The 22,024-nt window shown below is 69.9% G+C and carries 20 protein-coding genes and 1 pseudogene; 14 read left to right on the forward strand and 7 right to left on the reverse strand.

What is annotated here, in order from left to right:
* Nucleotides 1–106 precede the first annotated feature (106 nt).
* The 7 genes from ACMGFI_RS10660 (at nt 107) to hutH (ending at nt 9,681) form a co-directional block, all read left to right on the forward strand.
* Nucleotides 107–1,033 (forward strand): thiamine-phosphate synthase family protein, encoded by a 927-nt coding sequence (locus tag ACMGFI_RS10660; protein WP_436909525.1) that lies wholly within the window; start codon nt 107–109, stop codon nt 1,031–1,033.
* Between the two features lie 60 nt (nt 1,034–1,093).
* The gene (locus ACMGFI_RS10665; protein ID WP_436909528.1) at nt 1,094–2,494 is read left to right on the forward strand and encodes a hypothetical protein; all 1,401 of its coding nucleotides are present in this window, start codon (nt 1,094–1,096) and stop codon (nt 2,492–2,494) included.
* Between the two features lie 50 nt (nt 2,495–2,544).
* Entirely contained in the window at nt 2,545–3,804 is a 1,260-nt protein-coding gene (locus ACMGFI_RS10670) for a hypothetical protein (protein ID WP_436909530.1), read from the forward strand.
* Between the two features lie 75 nt (nt 3,805–3,879).
* Nucleotides 3,880–5,670: a urocanate hydratase gene (gene hutU, locus ACMGFI_RS10675; protein ID WP_436909532.1), complete on the forward strand. Its 1,791-nt coding sequence runs from the start codon at nt 3,880–3,882 to the stop codon at nt 5,668–5,670.
* A complete protein-coding gene (gene hutG, locus ACMGFI_RS10680; protein WP_436909534.1) occupies nt 5,663–6,733 on the forward strand; it encodes a formimidoylglutamase in 1,071 nt (356 codons plus the stop codon). Before hutU ends, hutG begins: the two co-directional genes overlap by 8 nt.
* On the forward strand, nt 6,726–8,078 hold the full coding sequence (gene hutI, locus ACMGFI_RS10685; protein WP_436909536.1) for an imidazolonepropionase: 1,353 nt from the start codon (nt 6,726–6,728) through the stop codon (nt 8,076–8,078). Before hutG ends, hutI begins: the two co-directional genes overlap by 8 nt.
* A complete protein-coding gene (gene hutH / locus ACMGFI_RS10690) occupies nt 8,071–9,681 on the forward strand; it encodes a histidine ammonia-lyase (protein WP_436909539.1) in 1,611 nt (536 codons plus the stop codon). Before hutI ends, hutH begins: the two co-directional genes overlap by 8 nt.
* A 39-nt stretch (nt 9,682–9,720) precedes the next feature.
* Here hutH and ACMGFI_RS10695 read toward each other — a convergent pair whose 3' ends face one another.
* From ACMGFI_RS10695 to ACMGFI_RS10715, 5 genes are all read right to left on the reverse strand, one after another.
* Entirely contained in the window at nt 9,721–10,512 is a 792-nt protein-coding gene (locus ACMGFI_RS10695) for a 4-phosphopantoate--beta-alanine ligase (RefSeq protein WP_436909542.1), read from the reverse strand.
* 86 nt (nt 10,513–10,598) lie between these two features.
* Entirely contained in the window at nt 10,599–11,315 is a 717-nt protein-coding gene (locus ACMGFI_RS10700) for a helix-turn-helix domain-containing protein (RefSeq protein WP_436909545.1), read from the reverse strand.
* 89 nt (nt 11,316–11,404) lie between these two features.
* Complete coding sequence (locus ACMGFI_RS10705; protein WP_436909548.1) at nt 11,405–11,671, reverse strand: UPF0058 family protein; 267 nt, start codon at nt 11,669–11,671, stop codon at nt 11,405–11,407.
* A gap of 190 nt (nt 11,672–11,861) precedes the next feature.
* Entirely contained in the window at nt 11,862–12,719 is an 858-nt protein-coding gene (locus tag ACMGFI_RS10710; RefSeq protein WP_436909550.1) for a pantoate kinase, read from the reverse strand.
* Between the two features lie 64 nt (nt 12,720–12,783).
* A complete protein-coding gene (locus ACMGFI_RS10715; RefSeq protein WP_436909552.1) occupies nt 12,784–13,296 on the reverse strand; it encodes an SHOCT domain-containing protein in 513 nt (170 codons plus the stop codon).
* Nucleotides 13,297–13,453: 157 nt separating this feature from the next.
* On the opposite strand from ACMGFI_RS10715, the gene ACMGFI_RS10720 reads away from it, so the two are divergent.
* Together ACMGFI_RS10720 and ACMGFI_RS10725 are read left to right on the forward strand one after the other, a co-directional pair.
* Complete coding sequence (locus ACMGFI_RS10720) at nt 13,454–13,756, forward strand: UPF0175 family protein (RefSeq protein WP_436909554.1); 303 nt, start codon at nt 13,454–13,456, stop codon at nt 13,754–13,756.
* Nucleotides 13,753–14,268, forward strand: coding sequence for a PIN domain-containing protein (locus ACMGFI_RS10725; RefSeq protein WP_436909556.1), 516 nt, complete (start codon nt 13,753–13,755; stop codon nt 14,266–14,268). Before ACMGFI_RS10720 ends, ACMGFI_RS10725 begins: the two co-directional genes overlap by 4 nt.
* Nucleotides 14,269–14,786: 518 nt before the next feature.
* On the opposite strand, the pseudogene ACMGFI_RS10730 reads toward ACMGFI_RS10725, so the two are convergent.
* Nucleotides 14,787–15,128 (reverse strand): annotated as a pseudogene (locus tag ACMGFI_RS10730) (restriction endonuclease); the annotation flags it as partial.
* Nucleotides 15,129–15,319: 191 nt separating this feature from the next.
* On the opposite strand from ACMGFI_RS10730, the gene ACMGFI_RS10735 reads away from it, so the two are divergent.
* From ACMGFI_RS10735 to ACMGFI_RS10755, 5 genes are all read left to right on the forward strand, one after another.
* The gene (locus tag ACMGFI_RS10735; RefSeq protein ID WP_436909559.1) at nt 15,320–16,885 is read left to right on the forward strand and encodes an AAA family ATPase; all 1,566 of its coding nucleotides are present in this window, start codon (nt 15,320–15,322) and stop codon (nt 16,883–16,885) included.
* A complete protein-coding gene (locus ACMGFI_RS10740) occupies nt 16,878–18,233 on the forward strand; it encodes a hypothetical protein (protein WP_436909561.1) in 1,356 nt (451 codons plus the stop codon). Before ACMGFI_RS10735 ends, ACMGFI_RS10740 begins: the two co-directional genes overlap by 8 nt.
* Before the next feature lie 101 nt (nt 18,234–18,334).
* Nucleotides 18,335–19,057: a phosphoglycerol geranylgeranyltransferase gene (locus ACMGFI_RS10745; protein ID WP_436909563.1), complete on the forward strand. Its 723-nt coding sequence runs from the start codon at nt 18,335–18,337 to the stop codon at nt 19,055–19,057.
* Nucleotides 19,058–19,208: 151 nt separating this feature from the next.
* Complete coding sequence (locus ACMGFI_RS10750) at nt 19,209–19,601, forward strand: hypothetical protein (RefSeq protein ID WP_436909565.1); 393 nt, start codon at nt 19,209–19,211, stop codon at nt 19,599–19,601.
* A 55-nt stretch (nt 19,602–19,656) separates the two neighbouring features.
* Nucleotides 19,657–19,806 carry a hypothetical protein gene (locus ACMGFI_RS10755; protein ID WP_436909567.1) on the forward strand — a complete coding sequence of 50 codons (150 nt, stop codon included), beginning with the start codon at nt 19,657–19,659 and terminating at the stop codon, nt 19,804–19,806.
* Nucleotides 19,807–19,854: 48 nt separating this feature from the next.
* On the opposite strand, the gene ACMGFI_RS10760 is transcribed toward ACMGFI_RS10755, so the two are convergent.
* A complete protein-coding gene (locus tag ACMGFI_RS10760; RefSeq protein ID WP_436909569.1) occupies nt 19,855–22,023 on the reverse strand; it encodes an amino acid permease in 2,169 nt (722 codons plus the stop codon).
* Nucleotide 22,024 lies beyond the last annotated feature (1 nt).

Genomic DNA, 22,024 nt, shown 5'->3' on the forward strand with positions numbered 1-22,024 from the left:
CTGCTTGTACAATCGACCGAACGCGAGCGCGATGGCGGGGTCGAACCGCGATGGCAACGGGACCGTTGTACAACGCGCTTATACGGCGGCCGGGGCAAGCGGGGGTATGGCACTGCGGTTGCCCAGCGAGATCGTGGTCGAGCGGTTCCTCCCGACCGCGCGGGCGATGCTGGCGACGGAACTGCACGACCGCGGGTTCACCCAGAAAGAGATAGCCGAGCGACTCGGACTCACGCAGGCGGCGGTGAGCAAGTACCTGCGGGGCGACGTGACCGTCGAGGAGCGGTTCGCCGACGACGAGCGGATGGTCGCCACCGTCGAGGCTATCGCCGAGGGGTTCGCCGACGGCTCGATGGACGGCTACGAGGCGCTGGCGGAACTGCTCGACCTCGTCCGCGCCTTCGAGGACCGGGGCCCCATCTGCGCCGTCCACGAGGAGGAGATGCCCGCGCTGGAGGGGCTGGGCTGTGACCTGTGCGTCCGCGGGACCGACGACGCGGTCCTCGCCGAGCGGGAGGCGCTGGCGGCCGTCCGCCGGGGGGCCCGCCGGGTCGCCAACGAACCGGCGATGGCCGAGCACGTCCCGAACGTGGGGACCAACGTCGGCACCGCGGTCCCCGACGCCGCCGACGCGACCGACGTGGCCGCCGTCCCCGGGCGCCTCCAGGCGGTCAACGGCCGGATCATGGTCCCCGCGGACCCCGAGTTCGGCGCCTCCCAGCGCGTCGCCGAGACGATCCGGGCGGCGATGGCCGTCGACCCCGACGTGCGTGGGGCGCTGAACCTCGCCACCTCCGACGCGTTGCTCGACGCCGCCCGCGAGCGCGGGATCGACCCCTTCGAGTTCGACGCGGACTACGACGACCGCGGCGAGCGCCTGCGTGCGGGCTTCCGCGAGCGCGGCGGCGTCCCCCGGGTCGCCTACCACGAGGGCGCGTTCGGGATCGAACCGGTCGCCTACGTCTTCGGCGAGACGGCGACCGAGGCGGCCGCCCTCGCCGTCGAGCTCGCCGAGTCGGCGCGAACGGAGTGACCACGGGAGCCGTTTCACCGACCGGTAGTATTTATTGAGTGACAGCCCCAGGTCGGGACGATGGGTCCTCGCCGCTCGACAGCGACCGTCCTCCTCGCAGCCTTGCTCGTCCTCGCCGGGTGCTCGACGCTCCTCGGCGGCGGGTCGACGCCCGCGTCGACCGACGACGGAGCGACGCCCCCGCCGACGACCGCCGACGGGTCGACCGGACCGACCGGGACTCCCTCGGCCGCCCCGGCTCCCACGGCGACCCCGAGCCCGGTAGCGACGCCGACACCCACCCCGACGGCGACGCCATCGCCAACACCCACACCGACGACGACAGCGACACCCACGCCGACCCCGACGGCGACGCCCTCACCGACGCCCGTTCCACCGGCGCGGAACCTCTCCGACGGCGTCGGCGAGAGCGACCCCGTCGTCGTCCGCGGCGGTGAGCTTCCGGTCAACGCGACCGCCGTGTACCAGCGGGTCGAGCGGGTGATGGACGCCGACGCGCCCGTACCGACGGTGCGGGTGAAAGACGACGGCCCGATCAACTTCTCGACGACGGGGCTCACCCCGGTCCGGGAAGCGCTGGGCTACCGCCGCGACGCCGGGTCGGTCGCGAGATGCGGACAGTTCTACCCCGCCTTCGCGACGGGCGACACCGTCACGATCGCGCCGGGGAACCTCTCGGCCGACGCCGTCGAGTTGATCCTCGCCCACGAGTACGTCCACATCCTTCAGGACGAGGTCGAGGGGTACGACCGTGTCAGTGACATCGAGAGATTCGCGGTCAGTCGCGCGCTCTCGGAGGGCAGCGCCGTCTACGTCGCCGACCGGTACGCCGACCGCTACGACAGGCGCTGGAACGGGGAGACGCCGCTGGCGATCCGCGAGTGCATCTACGACCGGGTCGGCGACGCCACCCGGGAACTCGCCGGCCGCTACTACTTCGGCGCGCGCCACTTCGAGCAGCGGGTCGACTCGCCGGCGAACCTCTCGGCCGTCTACCGCTCGCCGCCCCGGACGACCGAACAGGTGATCCACGGGCTCGGACCCGACGAGGAGCCCGTCGCGAACCTCTCGGTGTCGGTCCGCCAGCGCGGTCGGTGGATCGGCGACACGCGCGAGCGAGCGGGCGAACTGCGACTCCGGTCGTGGCTCCGGACCGGCGTCGACGCCGACCGCGCCGCCACCGCAGCGACCGGCTGGGGCGCCGACGAACGGCTCGCGTTCGACCGCGGCGAGCGGACCGGCGTCGCCTGGGTCCTCCGGATGGACTCCGAGAGTGACGCCGACGAACTCGCCGCGGCCCTCGACGACCTCGAAGCGACGCTGGAGTCGCGTAACGCGACGAGCGTCGAAACGGCGCGCGTCGGCGACGAGACGGTCGTCGCCTTCGCCGGTCCCGGGTCGTTCGTGGCGGACGCGGCGGCTACCGGCTCCGCGGGCGACGTGACCGTCACCGTTCCGTAGCGGAATTGTCTGACCGAACGTATTTTCGTTCTACACTTCTATCGGGCGGTATGGCGAACCGTCGAGTCCTCCCGACGCTGTCGCTCGCCGCGTTGCTCGTCCTCGCGGGGTGCGGAGCGCCGTTCGGCGCGAGTACTACACAGAGTCCGACGCCGGACTCGGCCCGCACCGAGTCGCCGGCGACACCGACCGGACAACCCGGTGGACAGGATGCGTCCCCGACCGCGAGCGACGGTGGATCGAGCGGGTCCGCGGGCGTCGGAGACAGCGAACGTGTCGCCGTCAGGAATGGGACGCTCCCGTTCAACGCGACGACGGTGTACCGACGGGTCGAGCGGCTGACGAACCGGAGCAGACCGGCTCCCGAGGTGGTGCTCGAAGACCGCGACCCGTTCGATTTCGAAACGATCGAACCGAGTCCGACGCAGGCGGCCCTCGGACTCGAAACGGGCGAGGGATCGATGGACGAATGCGGGCCAATCTATCCGGGTACGGGCGGTGACCCGGTGACCATCTCGAAGGGGAACGCCTCGGCCGAGAGCGTCGAACTGTTGCTCGTCCACGAACTCGCCCACAATTTCCGGCCGATGCCGCCGGCGTTCGCCGAGGCGGTCAGGAACGACGAGACGGCCGGCGCTATCGAGGAAGGGAACGTGGTGTACATCGTCGACCAGTACGCCGACCGCTACGACAAGCGCTGGAACGGCTACCGACCGATCGAGATGCGCGAGTGCATCTACGACCACGCCCCCGACACCTACCGGAAGCTGGCCGGGCAGATATACTACGGGGCCCGGTACACCGAGGCGCGTCTCGACTCGCCGGCGAACTTCTCGGCCATCCATCGGTCGCCGCCCCGAACCGAGGAACAGGTGGTCCACCGCCTCGCACCCGACGCGGAACCTGCCCGCGAACTCACCGTGGCAGTCGAAGCCGACGACCGCTGGGAGGTCGCGGAACGCCGCGACGGCGGTGAGATCGAACTCCGGGCGTGGCTCCACGCCGGCCTCTCGGACGAGCGCGTCGACACCGCCGCGACCGGCTGGGGCGCCGGCCGGATCGCCCGGTTCGACGCCGGAAACCGGACGGGCGTCGCCTGGGTGCTCCGCATGGACTCGGTGGCCGACGCCGACGAGCTCGCCACAGCGGTAGGCGACCTCGAAGCCGACCTGGAACGGCGCAACGCGACCAGCCTCCGCTCGACCCGCATCGGCGACGAGACGGTCGTCGCCTTCGCCGGGCCGGAGTCGTTCGCCGCGAACGCCACCGCCAGCGGGACCGCCGGCAACGTCACCGTCGCCGCGCCGTAGCCGAGTCGTTCCCTCCCGGACCGCCCCGACGCCCGCCGGCATCGCGCTTTTGTCCGTCTCGCTCCAAGCTACCGTATGCCACAGCAGGATCCCGACGACGCCGCGGTCGGCGAGCCGAGCGACCGATGGCGGGCCGACCCGGGGGCGTCGACGGGGACCGACACCGAGTGCGAGGGCTGGCGACAGGAGGCCGCCCTCCGGATGCTCGACAACAACTTAGACCCCGAGGTCGCCGAGCGACCGGTGGACCTGGTCGTCTACGGCGGGACCGGCCGCGCCGCCCGCTCGTGGGACGCCTACGACGCCATCGTCGCGGAACTGCGCGACCTGGGCGAGACCGAGACGCTGCTCGTCCAGTCCGGGAAACCCGTCGGACGGTTCGAGACGCACGAGCGCGCACCGCGAGTCCTCATCGCCAACTCGAACCTCGTCGGGAAGTGGGACACCTGGGAGCACTTCCACGAACTCGAAGCGAAGGGGCTGATCATGTACGGGCAGATGACCGCCGGGTCGTGGGCCTACATCGGCACCCAGGGCATCGTCCAGGGCACCTACGAGACGCTGGCCGAAGCGGGCCGCCAGCACTTCGGCGGTTCGCTGGAGGGCCGGATCGTCGTCACGGGCGGACTCGGCGGGATGGGCGGCGCACAGCCGCTGGCGGTGACGATGAACGGCGGGGTCTGCATCGCCGCCGAGGTCGACGAGGCCCGCATCGACCGCCGCATCGGAACGGGCTACTGCGAGGCGAAGACCGACGACCTCGACGAGGCCATCGAGCGCGCCGAGGCGGCCGCCGAAGCGGGCGAACGATACTCCGTGGGGGTGCACGCGAACGCCGCCGATACGCTCGAAGCGATGCTCGAACGGGGATTCGTCCCCGACATCGTCACCGACCAGACGGCCGCCCACGACGCGCTGGAGGGGTACTACCCGTCGGGCTACACGGTGGCGGAGGCCGACGAGTTGCGCGAGCGCGACCCCGAGCGCTACGAGCGCGAGAGCCTGGCGACGATGGAACGGCACGTCGACGCCATCCTCGAACTGCAAGAGCGGGGCGCGGTGGCCGTCGAGTACGGCAACAACATCCGCGGGCAGGTCGCCGACCATCGTGACGAACGGGCCAACAGCGACGGCGACCCGCCGTGGCCGCTCTCGGGCGCGACCGGCCGCGAGCGCGAGGCCTTCGACTTCCCCGGGTTCGTCCCCGCGTACGTCCGCCCCCTCTTCTGCGAGGGGAAGGGACCGTTCCGCTGGGTGGCGCTGTCGGGCGACCCCGCCGACATCCACCGGACCGACGAGGCCGTCAAGGAACTGTTCCCCGAGAAGGAGGCGCTACACCGCTGGATCGACCTCGCCCGGGAACAGGTGTCGTTCCAGGGGCTACCCGCGCGGGTCTGCTGGCTCGGCGCGGCCACGGATTCGGAAGGGCTCACCGAGCGCGCCCGTTTCGCCCTGCGGATCAACGACCTCGTCGCGGACGGCGAGATCCGGGCGCCCGTGGTCGTCACGCGGGACCACCTCGACGCCGGCAGCGTCGCCTCGCCGAACCGGGAGACGGAGGACATGCGGGACGGCTCGGACGCGGTCGCCGACTGGCCGATCCTCAACGCCCTGCTCAACTGCGCCGCGGGCGCGGACATCGTCTCCGTCCACGACGGCGGCGGCGTCGGCATCGGCAACGCCCTCCACACCAACAACCACGTCGTCCTCGACGGCTCCGACCTGGCAGCTGAGAAGGCCAGACGCGTGTTCACGACCGATCCCGGCACGGGCGTCGTCCGCCACGCCGACGCGGGCTACGAGTCGGCGCTCGGACAGGCCCGCGAATCGGGCGTCGCCGTCCCGATGGAGGACCGGGATGAGTGACGAGACCAGCGCCGACCTGCTGACCGAGCCTCCGGGGTGGACCGGTCCCTCCGCGGACCCCAACGACGAGCAGTTCGGCCACGTCGTCGAACCGGCGGAGCTCGACGCCCTCGACGAGTACGGCGCGGTGTTCGTCGGCGAACCGTACGACGGCGCGGTGATCGGCCGCCGCGGCGCGGCCGAGGGCCCGGCCGCGATCCGCGAGTCGCTCGCCGCGGCGAAGACCCACCACGTCGATGTCGGCCCGGTCTCGGTCGCCGGCGACCCCGCCGACGCGGACGGCGAGAACGTCCCGCACGAGCGGGTCCACGGCCCGACCGGCCCGGCCGTCGGACTCGGCGACCTGGGGGACGTGGTGTTGCCGGACAGCGACGCCGAACTGTCGGTCGCGGCCGTCCAGGAACGCGTCCGCGCGGTGACCGAGCGGCTCTACGGCCGGGGCGTCGTCCCGGTCTTCCTCGGGGGCGACAACTCGCTGACCTACCCGAACGCCGCGCCGCTCCTCGACGGGGGATCGCTGGGCGCCATCAGTTTCGACGCCCACCTCGACTGCCGACAGATCCGCGACGGGACCGGGCCCACCAGCGGCACGCCCTACCGACAGCTGTTCGCCGAGGGCCTCGACGAACTCGCCGTCGTCGGCGCCCGGAACTTCGAGACCGCCACCGCCTACCACGACTTCCTCCACGAGCAGGGCGGGCGCGTCTTCACGCCCGCCGACGTGGCCGACGACCCCATCGACGCGATGGACGACGCCATCGCATCGCTGGGCGACGTGGACGCCATCTACGTCAGCGTCGACCTCGATGTCCTCGACGCGGCGGCCGCGCCGGGCGTCAGCGCGCCGACGCCGGGGGGGCTCTCCACCCGGGAGCTGTACCGGCTACTCGAACACGTCGCGACCCACGGCCGCGTGGCGGGCTTCGAGGCCGTCGAGTGCGCGCCGCCCCTGGAGGAGGGCGGCCGCACCGCCGACGCCGCCGCCCGCGCCGTCGCGCACTTCCTCGCCAGCCTCGCCGCGCCGAAGGGTCGCCACTCCCGCAGGGGGGCCCTCGATGGCTGAGCTGACCGCCGTCGTCCACGGCGCCGCCGAACTCGCCACCGCGACGGGCACTCTCGACAGTGACGACCCCGCCGGGGTCCGCTCCGGCGCCGCGGTCGCGGTCGTCGACGGCGAGATCGCGGCCGTCGGTCCGACCGAGGAGGTCACCCGGGAGTACCCGCCCGAGAACGCCGCTCACGCGGTCGACGCCCATGGCCGGGCCGTCGTTCCGGGCTACGTCGACTCCCACACCCACGCCTGCTTCGCGGGGGACCGCTCCGACGAGTTCGAGGCGAAACTGCGAGGGACGAGCTACGGCGAACTGCTCGCGAGCGGCGGCGGCATCCACCGCACCGTCCGCGCGACGCGGGCCGCGGGCGACGAGGAACTGCTGGGGAACCTGCTCGACCACCTCGACGTGATGGTCGCCCACGGCACCACCACCGTCGAGGTGAAGTCGGGCTACGGCCTCGACACCGAGACCGAACTGCGGATGCTCGACGCTATCGACCGCGCCGACCGGCGCCACCCCGTCGACGTGGTCCCGACGTTCATGGGCGCCCACGCCGTCCCCAGGCCGGCGGACCGTCCGGACGACGAGTACGGCGAGGGCGACCCCGTCGACGCCGACGACTACGTCGACCGCGTGGTCTCCGACCAGCTCCCCGCAGTCGACGACCAGGGGATCGCGGAGTTCTGCGACGTGTTCTGCGACGAGGGCGCGTTCACCGTCGACCAGTCGCGGCGCGTCCTCGAAGCCGGAGCCGAGCGCGGGCTCACTCCGAAGGTCCACGCGGAGGAACTCGCCCATCGCGGCGGCGCGGAACTCGCCGCCGAGGTCGGCGCCGCCAGCGCCGACCACCTCCTGCACGCCACCGACGAGGACGTGGCGGCGCTCGTAGAGGGTGACGTGACGCCCGTGCTCCTGCCGGGGACCGCCTTCGGCCTCGGCGCCGACTACGCCGACGGCCGGGCGATGGTCGATGCGGGCGCGCCCGTCGCCGTCGCCACCGACTTCAACCCGAACTGCCACTCCCAGAGTATGGGCTTCGCGAGCGCGCTGGCCTGCGTCGAGATGGGGCTGACGCCCGCCGAGGCGCTCGTGGCGACCACCCGCAACGGTGCCCGCGCACTCGACCGCCCCGACCTGGGCGCCCTCCGGGAGGGCGCGCCCGCCGATCTGGTCGTTCTCGACGCGCCCTCGCACGTCCACGTCCCCTACAGCTACGGGGTCAACCGCGTCGCCACCGTCCTGAAGGACGGTCGGCCGGTCGTCGGCCCCGAGTGGACCGGCGAGCGCGACGCGTCCGGCGAACGGTGGGGCGACGGACACGGCGGCGACCCGGGAGGCGAGAGCGATGACTGAATCGCCGGTCGTCCTCGACGGCGAGTCGCTGACGCCGGAAGACGTGGCCGCGGTCGCCCGGGAGGGGGCCGAAGTCGCCGTCGCCGAGGACGCGCGAGAGGCCGTCCGCGCCGCCCGCGAGCGCGTCGAGGACGTGGTCGGGAGCGACGAGGCCGTCTACGGCGTCAACACGGGCTTCGGCGAACTCGTCGACGAGCGCATCCCCCGCGAGGAGGTCGCACAGCTGCAGACCAACCTCCTGCGGAGTCACAGCGCGGGCAGCGGCGAGGAACTTCCCACCGAAGCGGTCCGCGCCATGCTCGTCGCCCGGATCAACGCGCTCGTCAAGGGGTACTCCGGCGTCCGCGAAGTCGTCGTCGACCACCTCGCGGCGTTGCTGAACGAAGGTGTCCACCCCGTCGTCCCGCGGACGGGGAGCCTCGGCGCCAGCGGCGACCTCGCGCCGCTGGCCCACGCCACCCTCGTCCTCCTCGGCGAGGGCGAAGCCGAAATCGAGGGCGAGCGCCTCGACGGCGAGGCGGCGCTCGCCCGCGCGGGCCTGGAGCCGCTGACGCTGGGCGCCAAGGAGGGGCTGGCGCTCATCAACGGCACGCAACTGACGGTCGGGGTCGGCGCCCTGCTGATCGTCGACACCGAGCGACTCGTGCGGGCGGCCGACATCGGCGGCGCGCTCACGACCGAGGTCACGATGAGTTCGACGGTGCCGAGCCACCCGGCGATCCAGGCGGTCCGCCCGCACGACGGCCAGGCCGCCAGCGCCGCGAACCTCCGGCGGCTGACCGCCGACTCGGGGATCGTCGACTCCCACCGCAACTGCGACCGCGTGCAGGACGCCTACTCGACGCGCTGTCTCCCGCAGGTCCACGGCGCCGTCCGCGACGCCGTCGCCCACCTCCGCGAGGCGGTCGAGACGGAACTGAACAGCGCCACCGACAACCCGCTCGTCTTCCGGCGCGATTCGATCGCCGACCGGACCGACGACGGGGCCACGGCCGCCGCCGACCGCGCCAGCGGCACCGACCGCGCCGCGGTCCTCTCGGGCGGGAACTTCCACGGCGAACCGCTCGCGCTCCGCCTGGACTACCTCACGAGTGCACTGACCGAACTCGCCGCGATCAGCGAGCGCCGCGTCGACCGCATGCTCAACCCCAACACCCAGGAGCCGCACCTCCCGCCGTTCCTCACCACCGAGCCGGGCCTCCGATCGGGCTACATGATCGCCCAGTACACCGCCGCCGCGCTCGTCAACGAGTGTCGGGCGACAGGCCGCCCCTCGACGGACAACACGCCGGTCAGCGGCAACCAGGAGGACCACGTCAGCATGAGCGCCACCGCTGCCTGGGGCGCCCGCGAGACGGCCGACCGCGTCGCCCGCGTCCTCGGGGTCGAACTCCTGTGCGGTGCCCAGGCCGCCGAGTTCGTCGACGACGACCTCGCCCCCGGTCGCGGTAGCGGCGCGGCCTACGAGGCCGTCCGCGAGCGCGTCCCGCCGCTGGAGGAAGACCGCCCGCTCGCCGACGAGATGGCCGCCGTCGCCGACCTCGTGACCGGTGGAACCCTCGAAGACCGGGTGAACGCGGCGCTCGACGAGCCGCTGGACTGACTCGCCCGCACTGACCTCGCCACCCGGGCGTCGCCCCGCTCAGGCCTCGCCGTCCCCCTCCTCCTCGCCGTTGCCCTGCCCGTCGCTGTCCTCCCGGATCGCCCGCTCGGCGGCCGCCAGCGCCTCGGCGGCGTCGAACTCGGCGACGATAGATTCGAGGGTCTCGCGGTCGGCGTCGGACAGATCGCGGGCGTGTTCGGTGATCCCCGGGACCGCGCGGATCACGTTGTCGACGATCGGCACGTCGGCGGCCCGCGCCGAGCGCGACATCGGGTTGAGGTCGATCACGATTTCGACTTTCCCCATCTCGCCCAGCGCCTCGGCGCGGTCGCCGTCCTCCAGCGGGACGAGGACGGCGTCGGCGTCGCCGATGCCGTCGGCGTCGACCTTCGCCCGTTCGTGGTCCAGGCCGGGGATCCGTCCGTCGGCGGTCAGTCCCTTCACTTCGCTCGCGCCGTGTTCGCGGAGGTGGTCGGCGATCCGCTCCATCCGCTCGTCGGTCCGGTTGAACAGGTTCACCTCGATGTCGGCGCCCGTCGCCTCCGCGAGGTCCACGACCTCGCCGGGGACCAGCGCGGCGACGTTGCCGTTGACCGAGAGGACGGGGTGGTCGGCCAGCAGGAGGTGGGCGGCCGCGGCTCGCTCGGCGGCGTCGGCGGAAGGGATCGTCCGCTCGCCGAGCAGGTAGTCGAACGCCTCGCCGCGGCCCTGCGCGATGAGCCCCTGGCGGGAGGTGATCCCGGCGTCGACGCCCGCCTCGATGCGGTGGCGGGTGAGCAGCGACTCGTATCGGGGGTGGCTCTCCGGAATCTCGATGTCCGCGTCGGTCATGCCCGGAGACTCGCGGGCGAGCGCCGAAAAGCCGACGTTTCCGGGTGGGTCCGAACACGAGCGGTCGGCCGCGACCGGCCGGCCACTCACTCCACGTCGATCCGGTGGCCGGCGGCCGGGCCGCACTCCTCGAAGAGGGCGCCCAGGAGCTTGCGTTGGGCGGCCCGGAGGTGCTGGGAGAACGTCGACGGCGAGATGTCCAGCCCCGCGGCGACCTCGGCGCCGGTCGTCTCGCGCGGCCGCTCGAAGTAGCCGGCCCGGTAGGCGGTCACCAGCACCTCCAGCTGGCGGTCCGTGAGCTCTCTGGTGAGCACGTCCTGGACCTGGTGGCGCAGAAAGAGCGGCCCCTCGGAGGGGCGGTCGCGCTTCGCGACCAGTTCGACCGACGGGTGGTCCTCCAGCACGGTGTCGACGACGGCGCCCGCGTCGCGGGAGGGGAGGACCTCGGCGACGACGCGGCCGTCACCCTCTTCGGCCCACAGGTCGCGGATGAACGCCGCCTCGTCGACCAGCGTCGTCGCGACGCACTCGCCGGGCTCGTCGACCTGGCAGACCACGACCCCGTTGTCGGTGTGGCGGTCGACCAGCCGCTCCTCGACGGGTTCGGCCTCGGTGAGCCGCTCGACGGTCGCGGGCGAGGCGTCGCGCACCTCGAAGAACTCCAGGTACTCGCCGTCCGTGCGGGGTAGCAACTCCCGGAGGATCCACCGACAGGAGCCCCGCTCCGACCCGCTGACGAACGGGTACTCGGCGCTGTTCACCCGGAATTCGAGCTCCGTCGGCTGGTCGGTTGGCGGCGCCATGCTAGTATCTAGCACGCGCTCTCGGCGGGAAGTGCCTTGCGCCGCTCGCGACGAACGGGTACACCGGGGACGGAGCCCGGCGGCGTCGGTCACCTCGCATACTGGTTCGAACCCTCGGCGTCGAACCGGGGGCGTTCGGTCCCGTCGGTCGCCGACGCGGCCGCCGCGCTCAGCTCCGTCGAGAGCGCGAACACCGCCCGTTCGTGTGCGCCCTTCGAGCGGTGGACCGCCGTCGGTGTGACCGCCATACCGTCGTACTCGTCGAACCCGCCGGTCGCCACGTCGCGCTCGTCCTCGAACTCCCGGCGGACCAGCGCGAACAGCGCGTGCAGGTAGAGTGATTCGCATTTTCGCATGGGTGAGTCGTGAACGGCCCCGCGCCGTCGCAGTCGGGTCGGGGTTGGGGCGCGGGCCCGGATGGGTGGAGTGGGAAACGGTCGGACCGATACCGTGCGCATCGTCGGTCCGTCGGTCACGAGGGTCGGATGGGATGAAAAACGAATACCTGATTACTACGGTCCGCCGCCATCGGGGGGTAAGCGGGTCCTACTCGGGCGACGAGCGCTCGCGGGGCGGGGCCAGCAGCGTCGCCCCCGTCGGGTCGATCCGGCAGACCGTCGGGTCGTAGCCCGCGTCCGTCAGCCCGGTGTCCAGCGCCACGACCGTCCGCCCGAGCATCCCCATCGTCGCCTCGCCGTCCGCCTCGGCCACGTCGGTCACCACCTCGTACACCCGGTCGGGGAGCAGTTCCGCCTCGCGGGCGAACTGCCGGGAAGCCGCCATGAACCGCCCCAGCGTCGGTTCCTCGACGAGCCGCGAGAGCGCCCGCTCGCCCGCCGTCGAGATGGGGTCGGTGTCGCCGCCGATCACCTCGCTCGTCGACAGCTCGCCGAACGTCTGGAACTCGACCCGGGAGCGAGCGGGCACCGCGTCCATCCGGTTGTGCTGTGGGCTCCCCGGCTCCAGCCGGACCGGGACGCCGCCGTGGAGCTGCCCGACCACGTCGCCCAGCCCGGTGCCGGCCTGGACCTCCGCGCCGTGGGCGACCGTCGCGAGTTCGTACGTCGAGAGCCGCCGGTCGAGCAGGTCGTTCGTCGCCAGCGCCGCCCCGAGCGCCATCGCGCCGGAGACGCCGAACCCCGAGCCGACCGGCAGGTCCGTCACCCCGCGGACCGCGACGGTCGCCTCCAGCGCGTCGAGCGCGCGCTCGACCGCCTCGATCTCGACGGTCTCGTCGTTCAGCGTCACCTCGACCGCCTCGGCGGGCCGGACGGTCACGGTCACGCCCTCCGAGAGCGCCAGCCCCGCGCCGCGCGAGCCCGCCTCCGTCGGGTCGTCGGCCCCGTCGACGGTGAAAAAGCCCGTCACGTGCCCCGGGACGAACGCCCGTGCCACCGCTGTCATACTCGCCCGTCGGCGCGGCGCCGGTAATGCGTTTCGTCCTCGGAGCGTCGGCGGACGGCGCCGGTCAGGCCCTGTCGGGCTCGCGGTCGCGCTCGTGGCCGGGTTCGGGTTCGTCGGCCCGCTCGCGTCCGTCGACCCGGTCGCGTTCGCGGTCGTCCTCGGTCTCGCCGGCGAGGAACGTCTCGGCGTCGTCGATCGATTCGGTCTCCAGCAGGCGCTCGACGCGCCGTTCGAACTCCGCGTCGTCGATCTCGCCGGCGGCGTAGCGCGCCCGCAGTTCCGCCAGCGCGTCGTCGGTCTCATCGTCGCGCTCCCGGTCGCGGCGCCACTCGGGGCCTCCGCGTCCGCGCCCGTGCTCGCGCTCCCGGTCGCGCCTGGACTCGTAGTACTTCGCCAGCGCGACCGCCAGCGGCATCCCGCCGCCGAAGCCCACCGGGAACGCCACCCAGAAGTAGTCGACGCCCAGGAACATCAGCGAGAACGCCACCCCGAGCGTCAGGAAGGTGACGGCGCCGGTCGCCACGCCGACGAGCGGGCTCTCCTCCTCGTCGGCGTCGGGATTCGGTTCCGCGGCCATACCGGACCGACGGGTGCCCCGCATTTGTATTTTCCTCGACACGGTCGGGGCGAGGGGCGCGGGCGGCGCGGCGGACGACCGCGACCGGCGTCGACGCCGCCAGCGACGGCGGCGACCCACAGAGTTATTGTATACGATGGGAGACACCGTATCGAGTATGCCGTCAGTCAGCGCGCGCCTCCCCGGCGAGGAGAAGGAGGAACTGGACGCCGTCGCCGAACTGCTCGACGAGGACCGCTCCACGACGATCCGGAAGGCCCTGCGGGAGGGGCTGGCCGAACTGCGCGTCCGGCGCGCGGTCGAGCGCTACCAGTCCGGCGACGCCTCGGTCGCCGAGGCCGCCCGCATCGCCGGCGTCTCGCTCGGCGAGTGGCTGGAGATCGCCCACGAGCGCAACCTCACCACCCAGCTGGCCGCCGAGGACCTGAGCGACGACGCCTTCACCGCCCAGGAACTGTGACCCGCATCTACGTCGGCCCCACGACGCTGTACGCGCTCGGCCAGGTGGGCGAGCTGGACCTCCTGGAGAGCTTCGACGGCCGGCTCGTCGTCCCCGAGGTGGTCGAGGCCCAGGTGACGACCGAGCCCGCCCGGAGCGCGCTGGAGGGGTTTCTCGACGAGACCGACGTGTCGACGGCGGTCCCCGACGCCGCCTACGAGCAGGCCGTCGAGGTCGTCGGCATCGAGGAGGGCACCCACGAGGCGGCGATGCTCGCCGGCGTCGTCGCCCACGCCGACCCGAACGACCGCCACGCCGTCGCCGTCGTCTCCGAGGACCGCCGCGTCCGCCGGCTCGCCGAGGGCCTGGGCGGCGCGGTCACCAGCAGTTTCGGCGTCGTCGCCCGCGCCGCCGCCGAGGACAAGTACCTCTCCCGGTCGCAGGCCCGCCGGATCGTCCGCCGCATCGACGCCAACGGCATCCAGATGACCGGCGAGATGCGGTCGCAGGCCGTCGGCGCGGTCGGGGACTAGGACCAGCGTCCGCGCGCCCGTCTCTCGGCTCGCAATCGCTCGATGCAGGCAGTAGCTGTCGCGGCGAGCGGTCGCGGTGAGCGGTCGCGGCGAGCGGTCGCGGTGAGCGGTCGCGGCGAGCGGTCGCGGTGAGCGGTCGCGGCGAGCGGTCGCGGTGAGCGGTCGCGGTGCGGTCGGCGCGCGCTGGAGCGCGCTTTCATGCGCGCGACCGTAGCCGCGCGAGGGATGAGAAGCGCAGCTTGCGAGCATCGCAATCGGTTGGGGAGGTTCGTGGCTGTCTGCGGTGCTGTGCGGTCGCAGTCCTGGCGGACTGAAAGGGCGAGGCGCGCTCGCGTCCATTTTAGTCGCCTGAGCGACCCCTATCCGCGCGGGCGGTGCGGAGAGCGCGGATATGTCGCTCAGCGACCGCGAGCGGGCCGAGGGCTTTCATCGCTTGCTGTCGAGTGCGGTACCGACTCCAGCTAGCGAGCGGGCCGAGGGCGTTCAGCGCACACCGTCGCGCACAGTCGCAACCGACGCTACTCCCCTACGGCCTCCTCGACGATCTCGATCTCCTCGTCGGTCAGCCCGTACAGTTCGTAGACGATCTCGTCGATCAGCTCGTCGGTGCGTTCGATCTTCCGTTCCAGTTCCTCGGCCCGGGCCGTCGTCTCGCGGTAGCTCGCCAGCCCCGCCTCCACGTCGGCGACCCGCGGCAACGTCAGCGCGCGCAGGCGGTCGACCAGGGAATTCGTCTTCGTCGCCGTCTCCCGGAAGCCCGCGAACCCGCCCGCCTCCTCGACCGCGACGGGCACGAACGCCTCGATCAGGTCCGCCTCCGTCTCCGAGAGGTCCGTGATCCGGAGGGCTGGAGCCATATCGAGCTACACCTCGTGCTATCCGGGAGATTTCCGGTACCGAACTGCGAGATTTACCAAAGAGAGCTAATCCTTCAAGAAGTTCTAAGTACACTGCAACGAGACACTATCCTCATCTCACGATGTCGGATCAGTCTCGTATTTTCAGAGTTGCCTGCGCGAACGAGAAGGCGAAGAGCAATCTCCAGCGTACGGTGAAGGACGGAGTCGGTGAAGAGATATATCGGTCACATACGAGTGTCGATGGACTCGAAGGAAAGGTCTCAATCTGGGGCATTCCAAATCCGAGTTCCACTTGGGATGATCTCGATGCCGGCGATTACGTTCTGTTCTATACCGGTGCCGACGGCGAGGACGGTGTACGAAAGTACAGCTACGGCGGGCAGGTACTCGCGAAAGAGCACAATCCGGAACTCCGTAAAGAACTCTGGGAGGTCTACACCCGGGTTTGGGGAAGTGAGGGGAAGGAATCCGACGACCCATGGGACTACATCATCTACTTCTCCGAGACCTTCCCGCTCGACATTTCGAGTGAAGAACTTCACGGGTTCGACGGACTGACCAAGACGTACATCCAGCAGTCGTTCGTCTCCTACGGCGACGACGGCCACAGGGCTATCCGCGAGAAATTCGGTTCGGTGGACGAGTACATCGAAGCGCGACGAACGGATACGAATCCCGGTGAAGATACCGAATCTGATGCACTACCGGAGCCCGATATCAGAGACAAACTTGCGCTCTCTCCGGTGGATATCGAACTGCCTCCGGACCTCGTTTTCGAGGACACTGAGCGATTAGAGGGGCAGATCGAAGCGGCACTGAATTCCGGCAAACACATCGTGTTCACCGGACCACCGGGAACCGGCAAAAGCCGACTGGCGCGGTCGGTGTGTGAACAGGTTCAGGAATCTCCCGAAGTCGACGGATACACGTTCACGACAGCGACGGCCGAGTGGAGCACGTTCGATACCATCGGTGGATACGCCCCGACGGGTGATGGCAACCAGTTATCGTTCGATCCGAGACTCTTCCTTCGCTGTTTTCGGGATCAGAACGGCGATATTCAGAACAAGTGGTTGGTCATCGACGAACTGAACCGGGCGGACATCGACAAGGCGTTCGGACAACTCTTCTCCGTTCTTTCGAAGGATTCCGTCGAGTTGCCTTACGAGCGGGAGAACCGAGTACGGATCGAGTGGATCGACGAGGAGACTGCTGATGGGACGATCGAAGAAGTGGTCGGAGACGGGGATCGGTTCCCCGTCACCCCGTCGTGGCGACTGCTCGCGACGATGAACACGTACGACAAGACATCGCTGTACGAGATGAGTTACGCGTTCATGCGGCGGTTCGCCTTCGTCCGGATCAGCGCGCCGGATATCCCCCAGTCAGACGGAGAAATCGAGGATCTCATGCACCAGTACGCCGACGCCTGGGGACTGGATGTCGAAGACCGGGACCGGGAACGACTCATCGGCATCGGTCGGATCTGGCGAAAGATGAACCACGCGATCGACGACCGCGCTATCGGCCCAGCGCTCGTCAAAGACATGCTCGAATACACGCGGGAAAACGAGACGCTCGCGCTGGAAGACCGCCTTACCGAGGCGGTTGTCAGCTTCATTTTCCCTCAACTCGAAGGCGTTCCCAAACGGGAACAGATCGTCGAACAGATCGCCTCTGTCGAACAGATCGACGAACACGAACTCGACAACGCCGCCAGAGATATGCTCCAGGTGAGTTTCCTCAGCAATGGATAGGGACGAACTCCTGAACAATCTCACGCAGGATATCCTGGCGTACGCGATGCACGGGGCGTTTCCCGAGCAGAAGGTCGCCCGTTCGATCAAGCCCGACGAACTTGACCAGCGGTTCGAAGACTACGGATTGCTGTTGGACCTTCACTTTATCCTTCAGGAGGACGTGCTCGAATTCGTTCGGGCGCTTCCGAAACGACTCCGGAGCGTACGAACGGAGACGGAGACCGTATCGAGGACCCGGAGAGGCGGCGTAGACGGTCACATCGACTGGAACGCGACGGTGAAGAAGCGCTATACCGAGAGCCCTCGGGATACCTCACTGTTTGTCTGCACGAACCGGTCCGAGGATTACGATATTCCCGAGAACGTCGTGCTGAAACATCTGCTCTCGGTGATCCATACGACGGTTACAGAGGCCGAAGAGTACCTCCGTGGCGAGTACGAGTGGGTGACAGAGACGTGGAAAGGAAGCGAGGCGCTGATCGACGAGTTGAAACGGATCGTGGAACGGAACGTCCACGTCCGCCGGATTCGGGACCCAGAGGTTTACGAGCCGACCGAGCAGATGCTAACGACCGCAGAGGGCTCTCGGGACGTGATCTACCGGGAGGCAGCTGAACTGCTCCGGGACCGGGCATCACTCTTCGCCGGCGACGAGGACGCGCTTCACGATCTTCTCGACCAGACGGCCATCACACCCGACGACGACCACGCACTGTTCGAACTGTTCGTCCTGTTCCGGTTCGTCGCTACTATCGAAGACATTCGCGACAGTGACTTCCAGTTCAAGACGATCGCGACAGGCCGACAGGAGATCGCCAGACTGGAAGGCGAGAAAGATATCGTCCTCTACCACGACAACTCCGCGGCAGACAGGGACCTCTCCTTCGTCTCCGACGTTCCGGAGGCGGAAGACCGGTTGCTGTCACGGACCGAGAAGGTCCAGACGGTCGCGCGAAACGTCGCGAACAGTTACTTCAGTGACCGTAGCTTCCGGAATCACACCGGCCGACCCGACGTGATCGTGATGGAAGTCATCGACGAGGACGCAAACAGGAACGAGTACCTCATCGCCGAGGTGAAGAATAGCCGCCGGACCGACACGATCCGCGAAGGGATCAAGGAGACCGCGGAGTACCTGGCCTTCCTCCGGGTCAACGACGAGTTCGTCTTCGGTGAGCCTGAGTCGGAAGACTACTTCGGGACGGGCTGGAACGGACTGCTCGTCACGCAGGACCTCGACGAGGAGACCACGTCACTCGACGAGCAGTCGGACAACGAGATCAAGATCCTCCAGGCGTCGGAACTCGAATCCCGCCTCGGTGACGTTCTTGCAAACATCGTCTGAACAGAGGTGCGATCCGGATACTCGGCAAACATCGGCATAGTGTTCCCTCTCAGCTACTCCCATCCGAAGCGGTTTTACGGTCCCGCGAGGTGTGTGCGAGTATGCAGAGGCCGTGGGACGACTGGGACCACATCCTGAAGGTCGACCCGGACAAGGACCTGGTCGACGGCGAGACCTACGAGGACGTCGTCACCTGTGGCACGGACGCCATCGAGGTGGGCGGGACGACGGGCGTCACCGAGGAGAAGATGGCCGACGTGGTCGAGGCCTGCGCCGAGTACGACGTGCCGCTGTACGTCGAGCCGTCGAACCCCGCCAACGTCGTCCACCGCGGCGGCGTCGACGGCTACCTCGTGCCCGCGGTCCTCAACGCCGGCGACATCGCGTGGCTCTCCGGCGTCCACAAGGAGTGGGTCCGCATCGACGACGACATCGACTGGGCGCGCACCTTCACCGAGGGGTACATCGTCCTCAACCCCGACTCCGCCGCCGCCACGCTCACCCAGTCCGACTGCGACCTGTCCCCCGAGGACGTGGCCGCCTACGCCGAGGTCGGCGAGCGGATGCTCGGCCAGGAGATCGTCTACGCCGAGTACTCCGGCACGTTCGGCGACCCCGAGGTCGTCGCCGCCGCGGCCGACGCGCTGGACGAGGCCACCCTCTTCTACGGCGGCGGCATCCACGACTACGAGTCGGCCAACACGATGGCCGAACACGCCGACACCGTCATCGTCGGCGATCTGGTCCACGACGAGGGCGTCGACGCCGTCGCCGAGACCGTCGAGGGCGCGAAAGACGCCAAGGCGGCGACCGTCTCGGACTGACGACGCCCGCCCGCCGCGGCGGAGACCGCACACCTCGTCTCCGACGGTGAAAGACGTGTGACTGAGACGTGACCTCTCACGGCGACCCACATAGTCCTTGAGCGATAGTATCAACATAAGACACTTACAGCGAAGTGTGCATCACCGAGGTGTGACCGACGAAGGCGGCTTCCGCCCGCGACGGCGAACGCTCCTGAAAGCCGGGGCCGTTTCCCTCGCTGGAGCAACGGCGGGGTGCTCCGGTTCGGACGACGAGGCGGATCTAGACATCGAGGATGTCTCGGCCGAGATCACGGACACTCCGAGGCTGCACGTGACCATGGTAGTGACCAACGATGGAGACGGCGTCGGAAACCCATGGGGGAAGGTCAAGATCGAACGCGAGGGGGGTCTCGTCGGGAGAAAGAAGCAGAAGATGACCGTGATTCCACTCAGCGAAAGCGTCCTCGAAGGGACGTTCAACTTCCCCGATTACGACTCGGACGCGACCTACACCGTCTCGGGGACGATATCCGGCCACGACTGGGTCACTGCCGACGAGTGACCCCCTGCCCAAGCGTTTTCACTCGTCGTCGCCACGGTACTAGTGGTGTGCCACCATGTGTCACGAATACGCTACCCGCGTCTGGAATCGTGAGCCCGAAGACGAGGAACGCGAGCCCGAGTCGGCCGACGAGATGCCGGCGTTCGCCAACGAGGAGGGCAGCGAGGACGTCGAAGTGCTCACCGACGGCGGCGACGAGTCGTAAACCGGCCCGTTTTTTCGCGGACGCAGAACCGAAAAGCGGCGGGTCCGCTCAGAAGACGGTCCGTTCGAGCAGGCGCCCGAGGCGGCCGGGGCGCCGGGGCGCCGACGGGCGGACGGTGATGACGCCCGCGCCGGGGCGGGAGGCGTCGGCCGAGCGGACGGCCAGGTCGCCGTCGTCGGTGGTGATGACCAGCGAGCGCTCACCGGGGGCGGCCGAGCGGACGCCCTCGACGTCGGTGTCGTCGACGACGCGCGAGTCGACCGGGACCGAACAGAGGTCGGCCAGCGAGTCGTGGTAGTCACCGACGGCGTCGCCCCGCTCCGGCGGGTCCTCGGAGTCGACGACGTGGACGAGTTCGAGCCGGGCGTCGTGTTCGGCGGCCAGGGCGTCGCCGATGCGGACCTTCGTCGGGTCGAAGGGTCCGCGGTCGGTGACCAGCGTCACCGCGTCGAGGGCGTCGAGGTCGCCGGCGTCGACGGTGACGTGGTCGAACGAGCCGTGGTCGCGGCCGCCGAGCAGGCGGGAGATCCGGTCGTCGGTCCGCGGGCCGGTGACGACCAGGTCGAACTCGTGGTCGGCGGCGAAGTTCGCGAGCGCGCGCTCGGGGTCGTGGCTGACGACCTCGCCGTACTCGACGGGCACGTCGAACTCCGCGAGCAGGCGGTCGGTGCGCTCCTCGAAGGCGCGGTCCGCGTCCGACCGGACGCCCTCGGCGTAGTCCAGCGGCGTCTGGTCGGGCACGCGGTCGAACTGGACGACCGTGACCGTGCCGTCGTCGCTGCGGGCGAGGCCGGCGGCCACCTCCAGGAGCGTCCGCTCGCGGGACTCGCCGGCGCCCTCTTCGAGCGCGACGAGCACGTCGGTCTCGTCGGCGTCGTGGAACGCCGAGCCCGTCTCGGCGACGGCCTCGCGGTCGATGCGCCGGCGGACGGCGTCGGCGGCAACGCCCTGGCGCCGGACGCGGCTGTGGCCGTAGGCGAAGTACCAGCCGACGCCGCCGAGCGTGATGACGACCGCGCCGACCAGCGGGAGCCACCCCATCTGCGTGAGGAGGACGAGCCCGCCGACGACGCCGAACACCTGGATCCAGGGGTACAGCGGCGCGTGGTAGGTCGGTTCGTACTCGACGTCGCTCGTCCGAAACGCCACGACGGCGACGTTGACGAGGACGAACACGAGGATCTGGAACGCGCTCGCGAGTTTGGCGATCTCCATGATCGGGACGAACGCGATGAGCGCGAGCATGACGAGCCCGGTCAGCGAGATCGAGGTCGTCGGCGTGTTGAACCGCTCGCTGATGGTCGACAGCGACGGGGGCGCCAGCTTGTCGCGGCTCATCGCGAAGGGGTACCGCGACGAGGAGAGCAGGCCGGCGTTGGCCGTCGAGATCAGCGCGAGGATCGCCGCGGCGACGACCACGACGAGGCCCGCGGTGGGCATCGTCGCCGCCGCCACGTCCGCGACGGGAGTGTTCGAGCCGGCGATGCCCTCGGGGGCGACGCCGACGATGACGGCGACGATGAGCACGTACAGCAGGGTCGTGAACCCCAGCGAGTAGATCATCCCCTTCGGGATGACGCGACCGGGGTCCTCGACCTCCTCGGCGACGCTGGCGATCTTCGTGACCCCCGCGTAGGAGACGAACACGAAGCCGGTCGCGGCGAGGATCCCGCCGCTGCCGGCGTCGAAGAAGCCGTCGAAGGCGACGCGCTCGACGGCGCCGCCGCTCCCGACGACGAACCAGGCCATCGCCGCGAGCATCGCGGCGACGATGACGACCTGCAGGCGGCCGGTCTGCTTGGCGCCGAAGAGGTTCACGACGATGAGCACGGCCGCGAGCCCGAGCGCGACGGGCTTGACCGGCAGGTCGAACAGGAGGACGAGGTAGGGGACGCCGCCGACCAGGGCGAGCGCGCCCTTGAACGACAGCGCGAACCACGTCCCGATGCCGGCGACGGTACCGAGCATCGGGCCCATCCCGCGCTCGATATAGATGTAGGTGCCGCCGGCCTCGGGCATCGCCGTGGCCATCTCGGCCTTCGAGAGGGCCGCCGGCAGGACCAGCACGCCCGCCAGCAGGTACGCCAGGACGACGGCGGGGCCGGCCATCTCCAGCGCGAGCGCCGGCAGGATGAAGATGCCGCTGCCGACCATCGCGCCGATGCTGATCGCCAGCACCGACGGGAGGCCGAGGTCGCGTTCGAGTTCCTTGGGCACC

The sequence above is a fragment of the Halosimplex marinum genome, from assembly GCF_051414075.1.
In the GTDB taxonomy this organism is placed as follows: domain Archaea; phylum Halobacteriota; class Halobacteria; order Halobacteriales; family Haloarculaceae; genus Halosimplex; species Halosimplex marinum.